The organism is Comamonas thiooxydans (assembly GCF_002157685.2).
GTDB classification, from domain to species: Bacteria; Pseudomonadota; Gammaproteobacteria; order Burkholderiales; family Burkholderiaceae_C; genus Comamonas; species Comamonas testosteroni_H.
This window is the reverse complement of sequence record NZ_AP026738.1, coordinates 5507947-5529088: the sequence shown is the minus strand read 5'-3', so window position 1 is coordinate 5529088 and position 21142 is coordinate 5507947. Positions and strand designations below refer to the sequence as shown.

The 21142-nt window shown below is 62.3% G+C and carries 23 protein-coding genes; 15 read left to right on the top strand and 8 right to left on the bottom strand.

Annotation, left to right across the window (positions count from 1 at the left end; translation table 11 throughout):
• Positions 1-41: 41 nt before the first annotated feature.
• The 3 genes from CTR2_RS25720 to CTR2_RS25710 form a co-directional block, all read right to left on the bottom strand.
• Entirely contained in the window at positions 42-896 is an 855-nt protein-coding gene (locus CTR2_RS25720) for a Wzz/FepE/Etk N-terminal domain-containing protein (RefSeq protein WP_087079934.1), read from the bottom strand.
• 127 nt (positions 897-1023) lie between these two features.
• Complete coding sequence (queA, locus tag CTR2_RS25715) at positions 1024-2112, bottom strand: tRNA preQ1(34) S-adenosylmethionine ribosyltransferase-isomerase QueA (RefSeq protein ID WP_087079936.1); 1089 nt, start codon at positions 2110-2112, stop codon at positions 1024-1026.
• Between the two features lie 87 nt (positions 2113-2199).
• A complete protein-coding gene (locus CTR2_RS25710) occupies positions 2200-3411 on the bottom strand; it encodes an HD-GYP domain-containing protein (protein ID WP_087079938.1) in 1212 nt (403 codons plus the stop codon).
• Between the two features lie 148 nt (positions 3412-3559).
• Between CTR2_RS25710 and recG the strand changes: the two genes are divergently transcribed.
• The 5 genes from recG to ubiA all read left to right on the top strand — a co-directional run bounded on the left by recG (position 3560) and on the right by ubiA (position 9334).
• Complete coding sequence (gene recG / locus CTR2_RS25705) at positions 3560-5743, top strand: ATP-dependent DNA helicase RecG (RefSeq protein ID WP_087079940.1); 2184 nt, start codon at positions 3560-3562, stop codon at positions 5741-5743.
• Between the two features lie 142 nt (positions 5744-5885).
• Complete coding sequence (locus CTR2_RS25700) at positions 5886-6854, top strand: LysR substrate-binding domain-containing protein (RefSeq protein ID WP_087079942.1); 969 nt, start codon at positions 5886-5888, stop codon at positions 6852-6854.
• Between the two features lie 63 nt (positions 6855-6917).
• A complete protein-coding gene (locus tag CTR2_RS25695; RefSeq protein WP_003068377.1) occupies positions 6918-7454 on the top strand; it encodes a Dps family protein in 537 nt (178 codons plus the stop codon).
• Between the two features lie 99 nt (positions 7455-7553).
• On the top strand, positions 7554-8402 hold the full coding sequence (locus CTR2_RS25690; RefSeq protein WP_087079944.1) for a phosphatase PAP2 family protein: 849 nt from the start codon (positions 7554-7556) through the stop codon (positions 8400-8402).
• 50 nt (positions 8403-8452) lie between these two features.
• Positions 8453-9334, top strand: a complete 882-nt coding sequence (gene ubiA, locus CTR2_RS25685; RefSeq protein WP_087079946.1) for a 4-hydroxybenzoate octaprenyltransferase — start codon at positions 8453-8455, stop codon at positions 9332-9334.
• 85 nt (positions 9335-9419) lie between these two features.
• Here ubiA and proC read toward each other — a convergent pair whose 3' ends face one another.
• Together proC and CTR2_RS25675 are read right to left on the bottom strand one after the other, a co-directional pair.
• Positions 9420-10259, bottom strand: a complete 840-nt coding sequence (gene proC, locus CTR2_RS25680) for a pyrroline-5-carboxylate reductase (RefSeq protein ID WP_087079948.1) — start codon at positions 10257-10259, stop codon at positions 9420-9422.
• A 70-nt stretch (positions 10260-10329) separates the two neighbouring features.
• Positions 10330-11508 (bottom strand): esterase-like activity of phytase family protein, encoded by a 1179-nt coding sequence (locus CTR2_RS25675; protein ID WP_087079950.1) that lies wholly within the window; start codon positions 11506-11508, stop codon positions 10330-10332.
• A 100-nt stretch (positions 11509-11608) separates the two neighbouring features.
• On the opposite strand from CTR2_RS25675, the gene aqpZ reads away from it, so the two are divergent.
• The gene (gene aqpZ, locus CTR2_RS25670) at positions 11609-12307 is read left to right on the top strand and encodes an aquaporin Z (RefSeq protein WP_003068393.1); all 699 of its coding nucleotides are present in this window, start codon (positions 11609-11611) and stop codon (positions 12305-12307) included.
• A gap of 110 nt (positions 12308-12417) precedes the next feature.
• On the opposite strand, the gene glpK is transcribed toward aqpZ, so the two are convergent.
• From glpK to CTR2_RS25655, 3 genes are read right to left on the bottom strand one after another with little or no spacing between them, the layout of a single operon-like run.
• Positions 12418-13914: a glycerol kinase GlpK gene (glpK, locus tag CTR2_RS25665; protein WP_087079952.1), complete on the bottom strand. Its 1497-nt coding sequence runs from the start codon at positions 13912-13914 to the stop codon at positions 12418-12420.
• A gap of 14 nt (positions 13915-13928) precedes the next feature.
• Positions 13929-14411 (bottom strand): GNAT family N-acetyltransferase, encoded by a 483-nt coding sequence (locus tag CTR2_RS25660; RefSeq protein ID WP_087079954.1) that lies wholly within the window; start codon positions 14409-14411, stop codon positions 13929-13931.
• On the bottom strand, positions 14408-15172 hold the full coding sequence (locus CTR2_RS25655; RefSeq protein WP_003068405.1) for a DeoR/GlpR family DNA-binding transcription regulator: 765 nt from the start codon (positions 15170-15172) through the stop codon (positions 14408-14410). The genes CTR2_RS25660 and CTR2_RS25655 overlap by 4 nt, the downstream gene beginning before the upstream one ends.
• A 498-nt stretch (positions 15173-15670) precedes the next feature.
• Here CTR2_RS25655 and CTR2_RS25650 point away from each other — a divergent pair, with 498 nt between their 5' ends.
• The 9 genes from CTR2_RS25650 (at position 15671) to rpsE (ending at position 21137) form a co-directional block, all read left to right on the top strand.
• Positions 15671-17266 carry a glycerol-3-phosphate dehydrogenase/oxidase gene (locus CTR2_RS25650; RefSeq protein ID WP_087079956.1) on the top strand — a complete coding sequence of 532 codons (1596 nt, stop codon included), beginning with the start codon at positions 15671-15673 and terminating at the stop codon, positions 17264-17266.
• A gap of 420 nt (positions 17267-17686) precedes the next feature.
• The gene (gene rplN / locus CTR2_RS25645; protein ID WP_003050500.1) at positions 17687-18055 is read left to right on the top strand and encodes a 50S ribosomal protein L14; all 369 of its coding nucleotides are present in this window, start codon (positions 17687-17689) and stop codon (positions 18053-18055) included.
• Positions 18056-18067: 12 nt separating this feature from the next.
• A complete protein-coding gene (rplX, locus tag CTR2_RS25640) occupies positions 18068-18385 on the top strand; it encodes a 50S ribosomal protein L24 (protein WP_003050504.1) in 318 nt (105 codons plus the stop codon).
• A 10-nt stretch (positions 18386-18395) separates the two neighbouring features.
• Entirely contained in the window at positions 18396-18935 is a 540-nt protein-coding gene (gene rplE, locus CTR2_RS25635; protein ID WP_003050507.1) for a 50S ribosomal protein L5, read from the top strand.
• Between the two features lie 8 nt (positions 18936-18943).
• Positions 18944-19249 carry a 30S ribosomal protein S14 gene (rpsN, locus tag CTR2_RS25630; protein WP_003050509.1) on the top strand — a complete coding sequence of 102 codons (306 nt, stop codon included), beginning with the start codon at positions 18944-18946 and terminating at the stop codon, positions 19247-19249.
• Between the two features lie 20 nt (positions 19250-19269).
• Entirely contained in the window at positions 19270-19665 is a 396-nt protein-coding gene (gene rpsH / locus CTR2_RS25625) for a 30S ribosomal protein S8 (RefSeq protein ID WP_003050510.1), read from the top strand.
• A 24-nt stretch (positions 19666-19689) separates the two neighbouring features.
• Entirely contained in the window at positions 19690-20223 is a 534-nt protein-coding gene (rplF, locus tag CTR2_RS25620; RefSeq protein ID WP_041744356.1) for a 50S ribosomal protein L6, read from the top strand.
• 11 nt (positions 20224-20234) lie between these two features.
• A complete protein-coding gene (gene rplR, locus CTR2_RS25615) occupies positions 20235-20600 on the top strand; it encodes a 50S ribosomal protein L18 (protein WP_003050513.1) in 366 nt (121 codons plus the stop codon).
• A gap of 15 nt (positions 20601-20615) precedes the next feature.
• Positions 20616-21137 (top strand): 30S ribosomal protein S5, encoded by a 522-nt coding sequence (gene rpsE, locus CTR2_RS25610; RefSeq protein WP_003050515.1) that lies wholly within the window; start codon positions 20616-20618, stop codon positions 21135-21137.
• Positions 21138-21142: the final 5 nt, after the last annotated feature.

Below are 21142 nucleotides of genomic sequence, written 5' to 3'. Positions count from 1 at the left end.
CGCACTGTGAGGTGCGGGCACTGGATGGGGGTGGAGAAGGATTACCAGGGCATGGCGTTACGAATACGCGCAATTTTTTCGGCCTGCTCGGTCGAAGACTCCTTGGCGGTGCGCAGCGCCTGCCGGATGAACACAAAAAGCAGCAGGATGAAACCGGTGCCGACAGCAGCACCAATGGCCAGCATGGGTTTCTTGGGCTTGATGGAGAGCTCGGGCAGGGTCGGCATCTGAATCACATCGTCGTTGTCCAGGCCTCCGAGGCGACGCTCCATGTCCAGAATCCCCTTTTGGCGGTTGCTGTTGGCAGTCAGCAGTTCGCCATAGAGGCGGCTGGTGGCTTCGGTGACACTTTTTCCGGAGGAGAGATTGGCAGAAGTGTCATGCTCCAGCTTGAGGGATTCCTCCAGGCGAGTCTTTTCGGAAGCCAGCTGCACTTCCAGCTGCTTTTTTTCCAGACCGCGTGGCTTGCTCAGAGGAAACAAGGTGTCCAGCAGTGCCTGGTTGAGCTTTTGAGCCGCTTCGGGCGACTTGGCCTGCGTTGAAATATTCAGCAGCTTGTCCTGCTTGCCGACATTGACGGTGATGCGCTTGCTGAGCTTTTTATAAACTTCTTCCTTGGTCAGGCCATCGTCCAGGCCCGCAACGGGGGCAATCTGATGCAGCACGTCTGCAGACATGGCCAGGCTGGCGGCCATGGGGGCGGTAAAGCTGGAGCCGGCACGCTCCACCTGAACCGATGCGCTGCTCTCGTAGGTCTTGGGAATCGCCAGACCGATCCCATAGGCCGCGATGCCAGCCAGCAGTGGGCCGAAAATCAGAATTTTCCAGTTTTCTGCGAGAGTGACCAATAGATCCAGCAGATCCAACTCTTCATCTTGTGGGGTTTGAACTTCCATTGTTTTTTTCTAAATGAATAAGCACTTTGACAAAACGATGAAATCTACCACTAAGAAAAGATCGGACCCAGTGTTTCTGTAACTCCTTATGCCAGCAGCCGGCACAGCGGCTCCAATGTGTTGCAGATCAGCGCTGGCGCTCCAGCAGCATGGAGTCTCCATAGCTGAAGAAGCGGTAATGCTGGGCAATCGCATGCTGATACATGCCCATGATGTGCTCATAGCCCGCAAAAGCGCTGACCAGCATCATCAGCGTGCTTTTGGGCAGATGGAAGTTGGTGATCAGCATGTCGACCACTTGGTACTGAAAGCCCGGGGTGATGAAGATGCTGGTGTCGCCAGTGATATTGCCGTACTTGGCCCAGGACTCCAGCGTGCGCACCGTGGTGGTGCCCACGGCAATGATGCGACCGCCGCGCTGGCGGCAGCGCTCCATGGCGGCCAATGTGGGCAGGGGAATGTCGTACCACTCGCTGTGCATGGTGTGGTCGGCAAGGTTTTCGGTCTTGACGGGCTGGAAGGTGCCGGCACCTACATGCAGGGTGACGCTGGCGCGTTCCACGCCCTTGGCTTGAAGGGCGGCCAGAACGGTCTCGTCGAAATGCAGGGCGGCGGTCGGTGCGGCTACGGCACCAGGGTGGGCTGCGAACACGGTCTGGTAGCGCTCGCTGTCTTCCTTTTCATCCGGATCATGCTCGGCGTTCTGCTGGCGCTCGATATAGGGCGGCAGAGGCAGGTGGCCGAACTGCTCCAGCAATTCATAGGGCGATTCGCCCTGGTTGCCCTTGAAGGAAAGATGGAACAGCGGCCCGTTCTCGTCCGGCCAGCGGCCCAGCAGGGTGGCTTCGAAACCGCCATTCCTGAGGCCGCCGCAAAGATGGATCTTGGCACTGGGCAAGGGTTTCTTGCTCACGCGCATATGGGCCACAACCTCGTTGTTCTGCAGCACGCGCTCGACCAGTAGTTCGATCTTGCCGCCGCTGGCCTTTTCGCCGAAGACGCGCGCCTTGATGACCTTGGTGTCGTTGAAGACGAGCAGGTCGCCTGGCTGTAGCAGATCGGGCAGTTCGCGGAAGATGCGGTCGGTGGCAGGGAGGCTGCGGCCGTCAAGCAGGCGCGAGGCGCTGCGAACGGCGGTGGGATGCTGGGCGATCAGGGATTCGGGCAGGTCGAAGTCGAAATCGCTGAGTGTGAATTCACGGGTGCAGGAAGACATGCGGTGCTTGAGGGCCGTACGAGGCCCGTTCCAAGTTCAATCAAACAAGTGGGCGATTGTCGCAAATCGCCATTAGGGCTGCCGGCTTCAGGGCTGAGCAGCGGCGGGGTTCCAGAGCTCGTTGAGATTCCTGAAGGGCCAGTCGGCAGGGTCTTCGCGCCCGACTATGCTGTCCTTGGCCAGGGGGCAAGCCAGATCGAGAATCTCGGGTGTGATGCGGCGCTGTTGGCTGAGGCAGTAAAAGCGCCGCACTTTCGGGGTCAGCAGGCAGGTCGGTGAGACATCCAGCACCACGGCAAGATGCTGCGACTGCAGTCGCACCAGCGAGCCCAGCGGGTAGATGCCCACCGTCTGGACAAACTGCTCGAAGATGGCCTTGTCGAAATGATGGGGCGCCCATTGCGCCATGCGCTGCAGCGCGATGGCCGGGTGCCAGCCCTGCTTGTAGGGGCGATCCGAGGTGATTGCGTCATAGACATCGCAGACTGCCGCCATGCGCGCCATCAGGCTGATCTCGTCCTGCTTCAGTCCGTCGGGATAGCCCGTGCCGTCGACTTTTTCGTGGTGATGCAGGCAGGCGTCGGTAACGGCGTCGTCCAGCCCCTGAGGCAGCAGAATTTCGTAGCCCCAGCGAGGGTGGGACTTCATGATGACCCATTCCTCGGCATCCAGCGGCCCAGGCTTGTTGAGAACATCCAGCGGCACTCTGCTTTTACCGATATCGTGCAGCAGGCCTGCGATACCGGCCTGATGCACCTGGTGCTCGTCCAGGCCCATGCGGCGTGCCAGACCAATCATCAGCGCGCACACCGCAATGCTGTGCATATAGGAGTAGTTGTCCGCAGTCTTCAGTCGCGCCAGGCTGATCAGGGCATGAGGGTTGCGCTTGATCGACTCGGCCATCTCGTCGACCAGCAGGCCTGAGGCAGGCAGGTCCAGCGGACGGCCCAGGCGAACGTCCTTGAACATGGTCTTGAGCACATCACGTGCCTGCCCAATGATCTGATGAGCCTGCTGCAACTCTATGCTGGTTCTGGTGGGCCGTGCCGGCGAGCTTGGCACAGCTTCGTCGCCTGGCGACTCAAAGACCTCGGCCGGCGTGATGTCGGGGGCGATGTCGGCCCCCTTGTCGGTGTCTATCCAAACCTGGCGGATGGTGGTGGCAAGCAGGCGTTCCAGGTCCCTGGGCTGATCGAGCAGGAGGCGGGCACGCAGAAAGGGGTGCTCCATCCACGAGCCGCAGAACTCGTGCACAAACATTCCCGGGCGCAGGTGCTCGACATCAACTCGCTTCAACATGGATTTCTGAGGAAACACATAGTAACAATTTGAGAATGGTAGCGATTTTGGCGTTATTGCGCTGGCGGCAGTTGTTTGCAAACCTGTATATGCTGTATATACATACATTGCTTTCCCTGTTGCGGGGAGTGTAGTCAAGGAGTCTCAGTTGTCTGTGTCAAAAAAGCCTGTTGCCGAGCCGAAGTCTGCTGTCAAGCGCGCTGCCGCTCGTGAGAAAAAGGCGGGCATGGACCAGGATGCCGCTCCCAAAAAGACCGTCAGCCCTGCGCAGCAGGCCTTGCAGAAGATGGGGTTGACGCGCGATATCGATCTGGCTTTGCATCTGCCGCTGCGCTATGAGGACGAAACCCGCATCGTGCCGCTGAAGAACGCGCGTGATGGCGAGACAGTGCAGATCGAAGCCACGGTCACGCACAGCGAGGTGCAGCTGCGCCCGCGGCGCATGCTCAAGGTCACCGTGGATGATGGCAGCAGCACCTGTCTGCTGACCTTCTTCAGCTTCTATCCGTCGCAGCAAAAGACCATGGCGCCCGGGGCGCGCCTGCGCATTCGCGGCGAGGTCAAGGGCGGTTTCTGGGGGCGGCAGATGATGCACCCTGCATTCCGGGTGGCGGGCGGCGAGCTGCCCACGGCACTGACACCGGTCTATCCCGCCACTGCCAGTCTGCCCCAGGCGTATCTGCGTCGGGCCATTGCCTCGGCGCTGTTGCGTGCCGATCTGTCCGAGACCTTGCCACCGGGGCAGTCGCCTCCCATCGCGCAGTTCTATGGTCAAAATGGACTGCAGCCGGCATATGACTTGCGTAGTGCGCTCATTTTTCTGCACCATCCAACGCCCGACGTGGCCTTGGTCACTCTGGAGGACCATTCCCACCCGGCCTGGCAAAGACTCAAGGCGGAAGAGCTGCTGGCCCAGCAGCTGTCCCAGTACGAGGCCAAGCGCGAGCGCGCCCGCTTGCGCGCGCCCGTGCTCAGGCCGCAGGCCGGTATGGTGGATCTGACCCAGCAGTTTCTGGCGCAGCTGCCGTTTGGCCTGACGGGGGCGCAGCAGCGCGTGGTGGGCGAGATTCGGGCCGATATGGAGCGCCGTATTCCCATGCATCGTTTGCTGCAGGGCGATGTGGGCTCGGGCAAGACGGTGGTGGCAGCACTGTCTGCCGTGGCCTGTATCGAGGCCGGCTGGCAGTGCGCATTGATGGCGCCCACCGAGATTCTGGCCGAGCAGCATTTTGGCAAGCTGGTCGGCTGGCTGGAGCCGATTCTGGCGCCGCTGGGCAAAAAGGTCGCCTGGCTGGCCGGCGCTCAGAAAAAGAAGGAGCGGGCCGCGATGCTGGCGCTGGTGGAAAGCGGCGAGGCGGCGCTGGTCGTGGGCACCCATGCCGTGATTCAGGAGCAGGTGCAGTTCAAGAACCTGGCTCTGGCCGTGATCGACGAGCAGCACCGCTTTGGCGTGGCCCAGCGCCTAGCGCTGCGGCAAAAGCTCGCGGCCACGGGCATGGAGCCGCATTTGTTGATGATGAGCGCCACACCGATTCCGCGCACGCTTGCCATGAGCTATTACGCCGACCTCGATGTCTCCACCATCGACGAGTTGCCGCCAGGGCGCACGCCCATCGTCACCAAGCTGATCTCGGACAGCCGCAAGGAAGAGGTGATCGAGCGCATCGCTGCCCAGGTCGCCAGCGGGCGTCAGGTCTACTGGGTCTGCCCGTTGATCGAGGAGAGCGAAGCGCTGGATCTGTCGAATGCCACGGCCACCCATGAATATTTGAGCGAAATGCTGCCCGGTGTCATGGTGGGCCTGCTGCACTCGCGCATGCCCACGGTCGAGAAAAAGGCCGTGATGGAGCTGTTTTCGGCCGGCGTCATGGGAGTGCTGGTATCCACCACGGTGATCGAGGTGGGCGTGGACGTGCCCAATGCCTCGCTGATGGTCATCGAACACTCGGAGCGCTTCGGCCTCTCGCAGCTGCACCAGTTGCGCGGCCGTGTGGGGCGCGGCGCTGCAGCCTCGGCCTGTGTGCTGCTGTATTCGGTCAATGACAACGGGCGACTGTCCGATACCGGCAAGGAGCGCCTGCGTGCCATGGCCGAGACCAATGACGGCTTCGAGATCGCGAGGCGGGATCTGGAGATTCGCGGACCGGGCGAGTTTCTCGGTGCCCGGCAGTCGGGCGCCCCCATGCTGCGCTTTGCCGATCTCGAGCAGGATGTGCTGCTGCTGGACTGGGCGCGCGAGCTGGCACCGCTTATGCTTGAGCAGTTTCCTGCGCTGGCTGCACGCCATGTCAGCCGCTGGCTGGGTGGAAAGGCCGAATATTTGAAGGCCTGAAATACCCAAACCTGCGTTTGAAGACGTAAAGAGTTACGTTTTTGCAGGAATATATGTAATCTTTTGCCTTGGCAATTTGTGATTGAATGCAAAAACAGGATGAATCAATGCTGTTGTTGATGATCCCAATGACCCACTCTCTATGACTCTTACCGAATTGAAGTACATCGTGGCCGTTGCGCGGGAAAAGCACTTTGGCCGCGCCGCCGAAGCATGCTATGTATCCCAGCCTACGCTGTCCGTGGCGATCAAGAAGCTGGAGGAAGAGCTGGATGTCAAGATTTTTGAGCGCAGTGCCGGCGAAGTCTCGGTGACCTCGCTGGGCGAGGAGATCGTGCGCCAGGCCCAAAGCGTGCTCGAGCAGGCCAACGAGATCAAGGAAATCGCCAAGCGCGGCAAGGACCCGCTGTCAGGCGTTCTGACCCTGGGCGTGATCTACACCATAGGCCCCTACCTGCTCCCTGATCTGGTGCGCAACTCCATCAATATGACGCCGCAGATGCCGCTGATGCTGCAGGAGAACTTCACCGTCAAGCTGCTGGAGATGCTGCGCACGGGCGAGATCGACTGCGCCATCATGGCCGAGCCCTTCCCCGATACCGGTCTGGCACTGGCGCCGCTGTACGACGAGCCCTTCATGGCCGCCGTGCCCAGCACCCACCCGCTGGCGCAGAAGAAAAGCCTGTCCACCACGGATCTCAAGAACGAGACCATGCTGTTGCTGGGCGCGGGTCACTGCTTCCGCGACCATGTGCTCGAGGTCTGCCCCGAATTCGCGCGCTATGCCAGCAACTCCGAAGGCATTCGCCGCACGTTCGAAGGCTCCTCGCTGGAAACCATCAAATACATGGTGGCTGCCGGCATGGGCGTGACCCTGGTGCCGCGACTGTCCGTGCCCGAGGATGCACTGGCTCCCATTGAGCGCCGCCGCCGCGCCGATGAGCCTCATATTCGCTATCTTCCGATTCATGAGGAAGATGGCATTGCGCCGCCTACCCGCCGTGTGGTGCTGGCCTGGCGGCGCAGCTTCACGCGCTACGAGGCGATTGCCGCACTGCGCAATGCCGTCTACGCCTGCCCGCTGCCGGGAGTGCAGCGCCTGACGCAATAAGCGTGGCTTCAGCGGCTCGAAGAGGGCGGGAGTCTGGATTCGTTAAACCTGAAAGGTGAGTGCATGACCAAGCAAGGCAAGGACAAATCGCAGAAACAAAAGTCGGACGCCGCGCCGCAGGTGCCGGCAGGCATCCACATCGGCATCAGCGACGAGGATCGCGCAGCCATCGCCAAGGGGCTGTCGGCGCTGCTGGCCGACACCTATACGCTGTACCTGACCACGCACAACTTCCATTGGAACGTCACGGGGCCCATGTTCAACACGCTGCACACCATGTTCATGGCGCAGTACACCGAGCTGTGGAATGCCGTCGATCCCGTGGCCGAGCGTATCCGCGCTCTGGGCCACCATGCACCGGGCTCCTATGCCCAGTTCGGCAAGCTCACCAGCCTGCCCGATGCCCCGGCCCAGCCGCCCAAGGCTCTGGAGATGGTGCGCATTCTGGTGCAGGGTCATGAGGCCGTGGCGCGCACGGCACGCCAGCTGTTCCCACGTGCCGACAAGGCAGGCGACGAGCCCACGGCCGATCTGCTGACCCAGCGCCTGGCCGTGCACGAGCAGACCGCCTGGATGCTGCGCTCCCTGCTCGAGGAGTGAGCCGCGCCGCGGCAGCAACTCGTCCCGGTCTCCCTCAAGCCCTGACGGGCTAGCCTCCAGAGGCCCGTCAGGGCTTTTTCGCTTTTGCTTTGGAAAGGAATGCCTGTGTTTTCTGCAGCGACTCCCGTGGTCCTGCTGGCGCAATGGGTGGACAGCCATGTCATCTGGGTGTTGCTGCTGCTGTTGCTGGTTGGGGCCTGCATGCTGCGTTGCCGTGCACAGGGCCGGGCCGGGTGGCTGTGGCAGGACCGCAGCGCGGACTTCAGGCCGGATGGCGGTCGCTTGCTGGCGGTGGCTGCACTGGCCGCTGTGCTTCTGGCCCTGCTGAGTGTCGGCGTGCACCAGTCCCAGTCGGCGCAGCCGCCTCAGGGGCTGATGGCCCTGGACCTGACGCTGCAGCGCGCGGTGAGCGCGGCCCTGCCTCCCACACTTCAGCCTCTGGTGCGGGCATGGACCCAGCTCGGGGATTTGCGCGTCATGGGGCTGCTGAGCCTGGTCGTGGGCCTGTGGCTGCTGTGGCGGCGCCAGGGTCTGCAGCTACTGAGCTGGGTGGTGGCGGTGGCCGGCACCGGACTGTGGGTGCGTTTCATCAAGGGGACCATGCAGCGTGCGCGTCCGCTGGACGGGCTGGTGCATGAGGCCGGATTCAGCTTTCCCAGCGGCCATAGCGCGGGCACGGCAGCGATTTTCGGCATGCTGGCCTGGCTGGCCGCTCGTCACCTGCCGCGGCGCTGGCGGACTTGGGTCTTTGCGGCGGCCGCGCTGCTGGCCTTGAGCACGGGCTTGAGTCGCGTGCTGCTGTCCGTGCACCATGCCAGCGATGTGCTGGCGGGCCTGTGCCTGGGCCTGGGCTGGACGGCCCTGGTGCTCTGGTTGACAGACCGTGTCGAGCATGGGGGCGGCGCCATCGGGCCGCCGCAGGCCGAGGCACAATTGCCGCTGCGCTGACCGTGGCCTGGGGGCCCGGTCGTGATCTCCTGCCTTTCGGAACCCGTCTCATGTCCGCCTCCATCCCTGCTTCGCCGCGCTCCAAGCTGTCGCTGTATCTTGATCTGATCCGCTTCAACCGCCCCGCAGGCTGGCTGGTGCTGGTCTGGCCCACGCTGGTGGCGCTGTGGGTGGCCGGTCAGGGCTTTCCGGGCTGGCATCTGCTCGTGGTCTTTGTGCTGGGCACGGTGCTGATGCGCAGCGCGGGCTGCACCATCAACGACATTGCCGACCGCGACTTCGACAGGCATGTGAAACGCACCACCCAGCGCCCCATCACCAGCGGCCAGATCTCGGTCAGGGAGGCCGCCATGGTCGGCCTGGTGCTCACCGTGGTGGCCTTCGGCTTGGTGCTGTCCACACGCTGGGAGGCTGTGGCCTGGTCGGTGCCCGCCGTGCTGTTCACGATTCTCTACCCCTTCACCAAGCGCTTTTTTGCCATGCCTCAGGCCTTTCTGGGCATTGCCTTCAATTTCGGCATCGTGATTGCGTTTGCGGCGGTGACCGGTGCGGTCAGCGCCACGGCCTGGACGCTGTGGCTGGCGAATATGTTTCTGGTACTGGCCTATGACACCGAATACGCCATGGTGGACCGCGATGACGATCTCAAGATCGGCATGAAGACCTCGGCCATCACCCTGGGCCGTTTCGATGTCACGGCGATCATGCTGTTCTTTGCCCTGTGCTGGGGTCTGATCGCCTGGGTGCTGGCGCCTTATCAGCTGGGCTGGCCCTTCTGGCTGGGCATGGGCGTGGCAGCAGCACAGATCGTCTGGCATTTCAGCCTGATCAAGGACCGTACGCGTGAAGGCTGTTTTGTCGCCTTCAGCAAGAGCCACTGGATTGGCGCCGCGATCTTTGCGGGCGTGGCGCTCGGATTTGCGTTGAAATAGTCCTGTTTTAATAGCATAAAGCGCTTGATTGACAAGCGATTGAGGCCTTAAGCACCCAAAAGAAAACCGGCCGAGGCCGGTTTTTTTATTTGCCGAACTCGACGGCCAGCTCCTGTGCGCGGATCTGGGCCTTGCGCATGGCTTCGATGAAATGCTCGGGCAGCTTCTGCTCCTGCATATGAGTGATGGCCGCGTAGGTGGTGCCGCCCTTGCTGGTCACGCGCTGGCGCAGCACTTCGGCGCTTTCGCTGGAGCGTGCCGCCAGTTCCGAGCCGCCCGCAAACGTGGCCACGGCCAGCTTGTAGCTTTGCTCGGCACTGAGGCCCATGTCGATGCCTGCCTGGGTCATGGCTTCGAGGAACAGGAATACATAGGCCGGGCCGGAACCGGAGATCGCCGTCACGGCATCCAGATGGGCTTCCTGGTCCACCCAGGTGAGTTCGCCGGTGCTGCCGATCACGGTTTCGATCAGGGCCTTGCCTTGGGCATCGACCTCGGGGCGGGCGAACAGGCCCGTCATGCCCTTGCCCACCAGGGCCGGTGTATTGGGCATGGCGCGCACGATGCGGTGGGTGCCGGTCCACGCCGCAATGCTGTCGGTGGTGATGCCGGCAGCCACGCTCAGGTGCAGGGCGTGGCGGGTGTGGGCGGCAACGGGAGCGGCCGCTTCCTTGAAGCTCTGGGGTTTGACGGCCCAGACCACCAACTGGGCGCTTTGCAGGGTCTCGGTGGCGGCGGGCAGGGCGTCGATGCCGAAGCTGGTCTTGATCGCAGCGCGCGTGGCTTCAAAAGGCTCGACCACGGTGATGCTGCTGGCCGGAACGCCCTGGCGGATCAGGCCGCCGATGATGGCGCTGGCCATATTGCCGCCGCCGATAAAGGCGATGGGAGGGAAAACGGTGGTCGAGTGGTCGGTCTGGCTCATGATGGTTCGATTCGCTCTGCGATGCAGCAAGTGGGCAAGCCTGTATTCGGATTCCAGGCGCAGAACGGCACTATAAACCTGCGCCGCAGCGGCCGTGCTCCTCGCTCAATGCGACGAACTGGGTGACTTCGGCGGGATTGAAGTTGTTGTCGCTGACCAGCAGCAGCACGCGCCGGCCATCGGGCAGCAGCGGTCCCCAGCTCATGCCCTCCAGGTTGTCCACGGACCGCAGACCGGCATCGGCCAGGTCCAGCAGCAATTCCTTGTCTGCAGGGCGGTAGCTGCCCGGCACGAGCCGGATTTGGCCCAGCGTATCGCTGCTTGCGTCGGCGCGGGTGCTGATGCGGTAGATGCGGGCGCCGAAGCGCAGCAGTGGAGCAAAGGAGCGCTCCAGCACCAGCAGGTGTTCCGGGCCATCGGCCAGCACGGCGCTGATGCCGTTGATGGCACCGCGTTGCAGCCACAGGTCGGCAGGCAGGGCATCGGGCAGATAGGCAAGCTGGCGCGCGGGCTGCTGCGTGCCCATGTCATAGGCGGTGATGCGCACCGGGCCGCCCGAGTGGTCAGCTGTGGGCAGGGCTCCGTCTTGTCTGAGTGCTGCCTCCATGGCCAGCCAGAGCGTTTGGCCATCCTGGCTCAGCGCCAGACCTTCGAGCGTGAAGTTGCTGCGCGGCCCTTGGGTCTCGTTGCTCGGCAGGCGCAGCTCGGGCGGCAGCGGCCATTCGCGCAGCCAGTGTCCATCCTTGCTCGATTGCAGCAATTGCGGGCCGAATCCGCGTGCGAAGTCGCCCTCGCTGCTCCACAGCAGGGACTGTCCTCCTGGCAGCACGCGCAGGGCTTCTGCGTCGGGCGTCGCGATGCCGGGCAGGGGCTGGCGGTGGCTGGGGTAGGGGGCCTGGGCGGGGCTGAGCAGCGGTCGGGCATTTTGCAGCCTGACCTGATGCAGGCCGCTGGCGTCGTATTCGATGCGCGCCGTGTAAAAGCGCGCCGGCCCATGGGCGGAGCGGTCATCGCTGACCAGGTAGTACAGATTGCTGCCCGCGTCGTAGTCGATCGATGACAGGCCGCCCACTGGCATGTCGGCAAACTGCTTGCCGTGCTGCCAGCGGATTTCCCCAAGCAGGGACCAGGGCTGGGCCCCGGATGTGCTGCAGATGCGGTGGGGTGCGAGCGATGCCGTCGTGCAGGCAGCGAGGCTGGTGCAGATCAGCGAGACGCCCCAAAGGCAGAGCTGTCGTGGATTGTTCACATTTGCGCCTTGTACTTTTCGCTGATCGCTTTCTAAGATGCCAGGGTTTCTGTGCCGCGCGGGGCTGTACGGACAACGTCATCGGAAATAGGGAGCAATCATGGCATCCAATGTCAAAAAATGGTCGGCGGAGTTTCTGGGTACTTTCTGGCTGACGTTTGGCGGTTGCGGCAGTGCGGTGCTGGCAGCGGCCTTTCCCGAAGTGGGCATCGGCCTGCTGGGCGTGTCCTTTGCCTTCGGCCTGACAGTGCTGACGGGCGCTTACGCCTTCGGTCCCGTCTCCGGCGGTCACTTCAATCCAGCGGTCTCCGTCGGTCTGGCCGTTGCGGGGCGTTTTCGCTTTGCCGAGCTGCCCGGCTACATCATTGCCCAGGTGCTGGGTGCCATTGTGGCGGCCGCCGCGCTGTATTTCATTGCCAGTGGCAAGGCCGGCGCCCAGGTGGCCGATCTGGCCACCAACGGCTACGGGGATCACTCGCCAGGCAAGTTCAATATGGCTGCGGCGCTGGTGACCGAAGTGGTGCTGACCGCCGTGTTTCTGCTGGTGATCCTGGGCTCCACCACCAAGAAGGCTGCCGTGGGCTTTGCGGGCATGAGCATCGGCCTGTGCCTGACGCTGATCCACCTGATCTCCATTCCCGTGACCAACACCTCGGTCAACCCCGCCCGCAGCACCGGCCCGGCACTGTTCGGGCCGGCCATCGCGCTGGAGCAACTGTGGCTGTTCTGGTTGGCTCCCATCGTGGGCGCCATCATCGGCGCCGTGATCCACAAGGCGCTGCTGGGTGACGAAGACTGAGCGTTCAAAGCGGCTGCTGCCCAAGCAAAAAGGGATGCCTTGGCATCCCTTTTTTGATGGCTTTTTTGAGGGTTTGAGCGCTTGCCTGGCCAGCGCCCGGTGCAGCGGCTTTACTGTGCCGTGGTCTGGCGCACGGCCTGTTCCCAGCGCTGCATCAGCTCGTCGGCGCGGTCCTTGCCAAGCGTGGGCAGGAAGCGGCGCTCGGCCTTCCACAATGCCGACAGCTCCTCGGTGCTCTGATAGACGCCGCTGGACAGGCCGGCCAGATAGGCAGCACCCAGGGCCGTGGTTTCCACGCAGGCCGGGCGCACCACGGGAATGCCCAGTAGGTCGGCCTGGAACTGCATCAGCAGATTGTTCACGCAGGCACCGCCGTCCACGCGTAGCTCGCTGACCGGCGTGCCGCCCGTGGCCACGGCGTCGCGGCTCATGGCGCCGAGCAGGGCCGCACTCTGATAGGCAATGGATTCCAGGGCCGCGCGGGCGATATGGGCCATCGTCGTGCCGCGCGTCAGCCCGGTGATGGTGCCGCGCGCATCGGGCTTCCAGTAGGGGGCGCCCAGGCCGGTAAAGGCCGGCACCAGCATCACGCCGCCGCTGTCGGGCACGCTTTCGGCCAGTTGCTGGACCTGGCCGCTGTGCTCGATGGCCTGCAGGCCGTCGCGCAGCCACTGCACCACGGCACCGCCGACGAAGACGCTGCCTTCCAGCGCAAACTGGGGCTGGCTGCCCGCCTGGGCGGCCGATGTGGTCAGCAGGCCATTGCTCGAGGTCTGGAAGCTGCTGCCCGTATGCATGAGCATGAAGCAACCCGTGCCATAGGTGTTCTTGGCCATGCCGGCGTCGAAGCAGGCCTGGCCGAACAGCGCGCTTTGCTGGTCGCCGGCCACGCCGCCGATGTTGATGGAGCCGCCCAGCACCTCGTCGGCCGTCTGGCCGAAATCGGCAGCCGAGGGCAGGACCTCGGGCATCAGGCCCGCAGGGATGTCGAGCAGGGCCAGTAGATCGGCGTCCCACTGGTTGCTGTGCACATTGAAGAGCATGGTGCGGCTGGCATTGCTCACATCGGTGACATGGCGCTTGCCGCCCGTCAACTGCCAGATCAGCCAGCAATCCACCGTGCCGAAGGCCAGTTCGCCGGCCTGCGCTGCGGCGCGTGCGCCGGGCACGTTGTCCAGCAGCCACTTGAGCTTGGTGCCTGAAAAATAGGCATCGATGCGCAGGCCGGTCTTGCGCAGAATGGTGTCGCTGTGGCCGGCTTCGCGCAGCTGCACGCAGGTAGGTTCGGCGCGGCGGTCCTGCCAGACGATGCCGTGGTGGATGGGGGTGCCGGTCTTGCGGTTCCAGACGATGGTGGTCTCGCGCTGGTTGGTAATGCCCACCGAGCGGATGTCGCCAGCCTTGAGGCCCGCCTTGGCCAGCGCCTCTTTGGCGGTGCTCAGCTGGGTGCGCCAGATTTCGCGCGGGTCATGCTCCACCCAGCCCGGCTGTGGGTAGATCTGCGGCAGCTCCAGCTGGGCCGATGCCACGATGCGGCCTTGCGTGTCGAAGACGATGGAGCGGGAGCTGGAGGTGCCCTGGTCCAGGGCGAGCAGATAGGTTGTCATGGGTTGTCCGTGATTCAGAGGGGGAGCACAAAGCGCGCCATTTCGGTCTGCTCGCTCCAGCCCTGCCGGGAATAAAAGCCGCGCACATAGGAAGGACGCTCGCGGTTGTTGACCAGCCAGATGCGTATGCAATGGCGCTCGCGCGCAGCCTGGGTGGCCGCGTCCAGCAGTTGCTGGCCCAGGCCTGCACCGCGCGCTGCCTCGGCGACAAACAGCTCGCTCACATAGGCCTCCCAGCCTTGCAGCACGGCGACCGGCAGCCAGTGCACGGCGCAGTAGCCGTGAATATGCTGCTGACTGTCTTGCGCCACCAGCATCAGAGAGCGCTCCGGCCCGGCCTGCAGCTCGTCCAGCAGCGCCTTCACGGCCTCGGCGTTCTGGGATGTGGAGTGACTTTCGTAGGCCTTGAACCAGCCGATGTCATGCAGCAGCCCGGCAATGCCTGCGGCATCTTCGGGCAGCGCAGGGCGAATCAGATAGGGGGGGGCTGCGTTCATTGGGCGATGGTGCATTGCACCTCGGCATCGCGCAACAGGGCATCGAATGGCGCGGAGGGCGCAACGTCGGTGAACAGGCGGTCGATCTGGTTCAGCCGGGCCAGTTCCACCATGGCCTGGCGGCTGAACTTGCTGTGGTCGGCTGCCAGCCAGACTTCACGCGACTGGCCGATGATGGTCTGGGCCACCTTGACCTCGCGCAGGTCGAAGTCGCGCAGGCTGCCGTCCGACTCGATGGCCGAGATGCCGATCACGGCAATGTCCACCTTGAACTGCCGCATGAAGTCCACGGCCGCCTCGCCGACAATGCCGCGGTCGCGTGTGCGCACCACGCCGCCGGCGACGATGACCTCGCAATCGGCATTGCTGCTGAGGATGGCCGCAACATTGAGGTTGTTGGTGATGACGCGTAGACCTTTGTGCTGCAGCAGGGCCTGGGCCACCGCTTCGGTGGTGGTGCCGATGTTGAGAATCAGCGAGCAGCCGTTGGGAATGGCCTCGGCAATGGCGCGTGCGATGCGCATCTTGCCCTCGGCATGCAATACCTGGCGCTGGGTATGGGCTAGGTTCTCCACGGTGGCGCTGGGCACGCGCACGCCGCCATGAAAGCGCACCAGCAGTCCGGCATCGGCCAGCTTCTGTATGTCTCGGCGCACGGTCTGCAGCGTGACCCCGAGGATTTCTGCCAGTTGCTCCACCGAGGTGGATTGGCGGGCGCGGACTTCTTCGACAAGCTGCAACTGGCGAGGATTGCTGTTCATGACTGGTGACTGGTTATATAGGTGCTATTGGCGCATGGACGGGCTGCAGGTGAAGAACTCCATAGGGAGTGTGTCAGCTGCAGCGGGCAGTGCAGGGATTGTGAGCGAATCCAAACGAACCTCTAATAGGGTGATTTTCTATGGAATTGCCCGGTAAAAAACAAAAATGAATCCACGCCGGGCCTGAAGTCTGACAGCAAGCTGCGGTTATATGTCATCGTGGCGAGTTGTTGCAGCAGTAACAATTGACGCAGCAAGAAGAATGCAGTTCATGCACTGAGGGTGTGCAAGCGCGCCGATTGCCGATGTTGCTGTCTGGCCGAAGTGGCGCTCAACCAGCGGTTTGGACTTGAATCGCGCTAAAACGAATCGATATTCAGGGGTTGGCGCCCATGAAAAGCGAAAAAGAGCGAAAATATTCGATCTGAAATTTATTCTTTGCTGTGTGCGTCCCATCCGTGATGGTGGCGGCACGGCGATCACCGCAGAAGTCGTTCCATGAACCAGTCCACTCAACCCTTGGCTACAACGCGTGCTCAACTGCTGGAGCGCCTGGCGCAGACCGAAAGCTTCGATCTGGCCATCGTGGGCGGCGGTGCCACGGGGTTGGGCGTGGCGGTGGATGCGGCGGCGCGCGGCTTCAAGGTCGTGCTGCTGGAGTCGCTGGACTTTGCCAAGGGCACTTCCTCGCGCGCCACCAAGCTGGTGCATGGCGGCGTGCGCTATCTGGCGCAGGGCAATATCTCCCTGGTGCGCGAGGCGCTGCACGAGCGCACCACGCTGCTGCACAACGCACCGCATCTGGCCCAGCCTCTGGCCTTCGTGATGCCCTCGTACAAGCTGCTGGATACGCCGTTCTACGGCATCGGCCTCAAGATGTACGACGCGCTGGCCGGCAAGGCCGGCTTGGGGGCTACCGAATTCCTCTCCAGCGCCAAGACCGTGAAATACCTGCCGACCGTACAGCAAAAAGGTCTCAAGGGCGGGGTCAAGTACTGGGATGGCCAGTTTGACGATGCGCGTCTGGCGCTGGCGCTGGCGCGTACCGCAGCAGCCAAGGGTGCCTTGCTGATCAATTACTGCCCGGCGGAAAAGCTGATCTACGAGGGTCAGCAGATTGCAGGCCTGATCTGCCGCGATGCGGAATCGGGCCGCAACTTCACCGTGCGCGCCAAGTGCGTGGTCAATGCCACGGGGCCCTGGGTGGATCTGTTCCGGCAGCAGGATGCCGAGGCCCAGGGCAAGCCCGTCAAGCCCATGGTGGCGCCCAGCCAGGGTGTGCACGTGGTGGTGGATCGCGAGTTCCTGCCCACCGATCACGCGCTGCTGATCCCCAAGACGGCCGATGGCCGCGTGCTGTTTGCCGTGCCATGGCTGGGCAAGGTGATTCTGGGAACCACCGACACGCCGCGTCATGACCTGGCGCGCGAACCCCTGCCTTTCCCAGAAGAGCTGGATTTCATTCTCGGCGAGGCCGGCAAGTATCTGAATCGCCAGCCCACGCTGGCCGATGTGCGCAGCATGTGGGTGGGCCTGCGTCCGCTGGTCAAGCCGCAGGACGATGACGGCGAGAACACCAAGAAGATCAGCCGCGAGCACACGGTGATGTCCAGCAAGACCGGCCTGGTGACCGTCACTGGCGGCAAATGGACGACTTACCGGGCCATGTCCGAGGATGTGCTGGCCGAATGCTTCCAGATCGGCCGCCTGCCCAGCCGCCCTGCCGGGGTGACCGTGAACCTGCCCCTGGTCGGAGCGCCGGCCGAGGCCGCAGTCACGCACAGCATGAACCAGAGCCAGGGCCTGCACTCCTACGGCACGGATGCCGCCGCCGTGGCTGCGCTGCCTGGTGCGCAGAACTGGCTGATGGATGGCCTCTCGGAAGCCATGGTGCGCTTTGCCGCCCGCTTTGAATACGCGCGCACCGTCGAGGACATGCTGGCACGCCGCAGCCGCCTGCTTTTCCTCGATGCCCGCAAGGCGGCCGAGATCGCGCCCCGCGTGGCGGCCATCCTGACCGAGGAGCTGGCCCAGGATGTGCAGCTCAACGACTTCCTGGCCCTGACCCGTCAATATCTGCCCGCCCAGGGCTGATCCGCGCGGGCGCCCTGCGGGCGTGGCGTGCTGGCAACAGGCTGCGGTCCGCAGGCCTCTTGAAAATGTGAGCTGGCTGCGCTTGATGACTGTTGATTTCAGGTGATTTGTTGTTTGAAATCAATGGCCTAATGGCGCAGCATGCTATTGTTTTGGTTGCAAGTGCGAGGGCCTGTCTGCCAGGCTTTGCGTCAGTGAAATCAGTGCGGGTATTGCAGGCTAAACGCTTGACGCACAAAGGATTTCCTGCGACAATCTCCTGCTTCACGTTTAAAAGCGTGGAACTTTCTGCCCAGCGGGAAGCCCTCCGGAATGGTCCGGAAGGTGGACGACGGGCCCAAGACTGACCGGCTGCTTGATCAGCCCTTGAGAAGACTCTGGGGCTGTCGAGCGTTGCTGGAGCAAGTTGGGAATATTGAAATGATCCAAACAGAATCTCGGTTAGAGGTTGCCGACAACACCGGCGCGAAGTCTGTTCAGTGCATTAAGGTGCTGGGCGGTTCTCATCGTCGCTACGCAAGTGTTGGCGACATCATCAAGGTGAGCGTCAAGGAAGCAGCTCCTCGTGGTCGCGTCAAAAAAGGCGAGATCTACAGTGCTGTGGTGGTGCGCACCGCCAAGGGCATCCGTCGTGCAGACGGTTCGCTCGTGAAGTTCGACGGCAATGCCGCCGTGCTGCTGAACGCCAAGCTGGAGCCTATCGGCACCCGCATCTTTGGCCCCGTGACTCGTGAACTGCGTACCGAAAAGTTCATGAAGATCGTGTCGCTGGCCCCTGAAGTTCTCTAAAGGAATAGCACCATGAACAAGATTCGCAAGGGCGACGAAGTTATCGTGCTGACCGGCCGTGACAAGGGCAAGCGTGGCGTGGTTTCTCTGCGCAAGGATGACTCCCACGTGATCGTGGACGGTATCAACCTGGTCAAGAAGCACACCAAGCCTAACCCCATGAAGGGCACCACCGGCGGTATCGTGGAAAAGGCCATGCCTATCCATCAATCCAACGTGGCTATCTTCAATGCAGCGACCGGCAAGGCCGATCGCGTGGGCATCAAGGTGAACGCCGACGGCACACGTGTTCGCGTGTTCAAGTCCAATGGCGCTGAAATCGCCGCCTAAGGAGTAACACATGGCACGACTGCAAAAACTCTATCGCGAAAAGATCGCGGCTGAACTGAAGGAAAAGTTCGGCTACACCTCCGCTATGGAAGTGCCCCGTCTGACCAAGATCACTCTGAACATGGGTGTGAGCGAAGCCGTGGCCGACAAGAAGGTGATGGACAACGCCGTGGCTGACCTGACCAAGATTGCTGGTCAGAAGCCTGTGGTGACCAAGGCCAAGAAGGCTATCGCTGGTTTCAAGATCCGCGAAGGCCAAGCTATCGGCTGCATGGTGACCCTGCGTGGCGTTCAGATGTACGAATTCCTGGACCGTTTCGTGACCGTGGCTCTGCCCCGCGTGCGTGACTTCCGTGGTATCTCGGGTCGTTCGTTCGACGGTCGCGGCAACTACAACGTTGGCGTCAAAGAACAAATCATCTTCCCCGAAATCGAGTACGACAAGGTGGACGCTCTGCGTGGTCTGAACATCAGCATCACGACAACAGCGAAGAACGACGAAGAGTGCAAGGCACTGCTCGCCGCTTTCAAATTCCCCTTCAAGAACTGAGGTGGCGCATGGCTAAAGTAGCAATGATTCAGCGCGAACTGAAGCGCGAAAAGCTGGCAGCCAAGTATGCTGCCAAGTATGCAGAACTGAAGGCAATCGCCGGCGACGTGAAGCGTTCCGACGAAGAGCGCGACGCCGCTCGCCTGGGTCTGCAGAAGCTGCCCCGTAACTCGAACCCCACTCGCCAGCGTAACCGTTGCGAGATCACTGGCCGTCCTCGCGGTACCTTCCGCCAATTCGGTCTGGGTCGTGCCAAGGTGCGTGAATTGGCCTTTGCTGGCGACATCCCCGGTGTCACCAAGGCCAGCTGGTAAGCAAGCAGGAGAGATTAAACATGAGCATGAGTGATCCCATCGCTGACTTGCTGACCCGCATCCGCAATGCACAACTGGTCTCCAAGGCCACTGTGTCGGCTCCTTCCTCCAAGGTCAAGGTTGCCATCGCACAAGTGCTGAAGGAAGAAGGCTATATCGACGGCTTCGAAGTGAAGTCCGAAGGTGGCAAGTCCGAACTCGAAATTACCCTGAAGTACTACGCCGGTCGCCCTGTGATCGAGCGTATCGAACGTGTGAGCCGTCCCGGCCTGCGCGTGTACAAGGGTCGTCACGCAATTCCTCAGGTCCAGAACGGCCTGGGTGTGGCCATCGTCACTACTCCCAAGGGCGTGATGACTGATCGCAAAGCACGTGCTGCCGGTATCGGCGGTGAAGTGCTGTGCTATGTGGCCTAACGGACATTAAGGAGAAATACTGAAATGTCTCGCGTAGCAAAAGCTATTGTGACCATCCCCGCAGGTGTGGATGTGTCCATCAACGCTGAAACCATCAAGGTCAAGGGCAAGGGCGGCGATCTGTCGCTGGCTCTGAACGGCCTGGTGACCATCGGCAACAACGACGGCAAGCTGTCCTTTGCTCCCGCCAACGCTTCCCGTGAAGCTGACGCTCTGGCCGGTACCATCCGCCAGCTGGTCAACAACATGGTCAAGGGCGTGACTGAAGGCTTCGAGAAGAAGCTGACGCTGATTGGCGTGGGCTACAAGGCCGCTGCACAAGGTTCCAAGCTGAACCTGGCTGTGGGCTTCTCGCACCCCGTCAACTTCGAGATGCCTGCCGGCATCACCGTCGCTACCCCCACTCCGACTGAAATCGTGATCAAGGGTGCTGACCGTCAAGTGGTCGGTCAATTGGCTGCTGAGATCCGTGCCGTTCGTCCTCCCGAGCCTTACAAGGGCAAGGGCATTCGCTATGCGAATGAGAAGGTCGTGATCAAAGAGACCAAGAAGAAGTAAGGAGCTGCATGATGTTGAACAAGAAAGAGCAGCGTCTGCGCCGTGCCCGTCAGACTCGCATCCGCATTGCCCAGCAAGGCGTTGCACGTCTGAGCGTGAACCGCACCAATCTCCATATCTACGCCTCCGTGGTTTCGGAAGACGGCACTACCGTGCTGGCTTCGGCCTCCACTGCAGAAGTCGAAGTGCGTTCGCAACTCGGCGCCGCTGGCAAGGGTGGCAACGTGGCCGCCGCCACGCTGATCGGCAAGCGCATTGCTGAGAAGGCTAAGGCTGCTGGCGTTGAGAAAGTGGCTTTCGACCGCGCCGGTTTTGCATACCACGGCCGCGTGAAGGCTTTGGCAGAAGCCGCTCGCGAAGCGGGCCTGCAGTTCTAAGCGGAGCGGATACAAATGGCTAAATTTTCCCCCAAAGTGCAAGACGAAGGTCGTGACGACGGTCTGCGCGAAAAAATGATCGCGGTCAACCGCGTCACCAAGGTTGTGAAGGGCGGTCGTATTCTCGGCTTCGCTGCACTGACCGTGGTTGGCGACGGTGACGGTCGCGTTGGCATGGGTAAGGGCAAGTCCAAGGAAGTGCCTGCTGCCGTGCAAAAAGCGATGGAAGAATGCCGTCGCAACCTGATGAAGGTTGCACTCAAGAGCGGCACCATTCACCACTCGGTGAAGGGCCATCACGGCGCTGCCAAGGTCGAGCTGCACCCAGCTCCCAAGGGTACCGGCATCATCGCTGGCGGCCCTATGCGCGCTGTTTTTGAAGTGGTGGGTATCACCGACATCGTGGCCAAGAGCCATGGTTCGTCGAACCCCTACAACATGGTTCGCGCAACTTTCGACGCTTTGAAGAACTCCACGACCCCTGCGAACGTGGCAGCAAAGCGCGGCAAGTCGGTCGAAGACATCTTCACCGCCTGATCGGA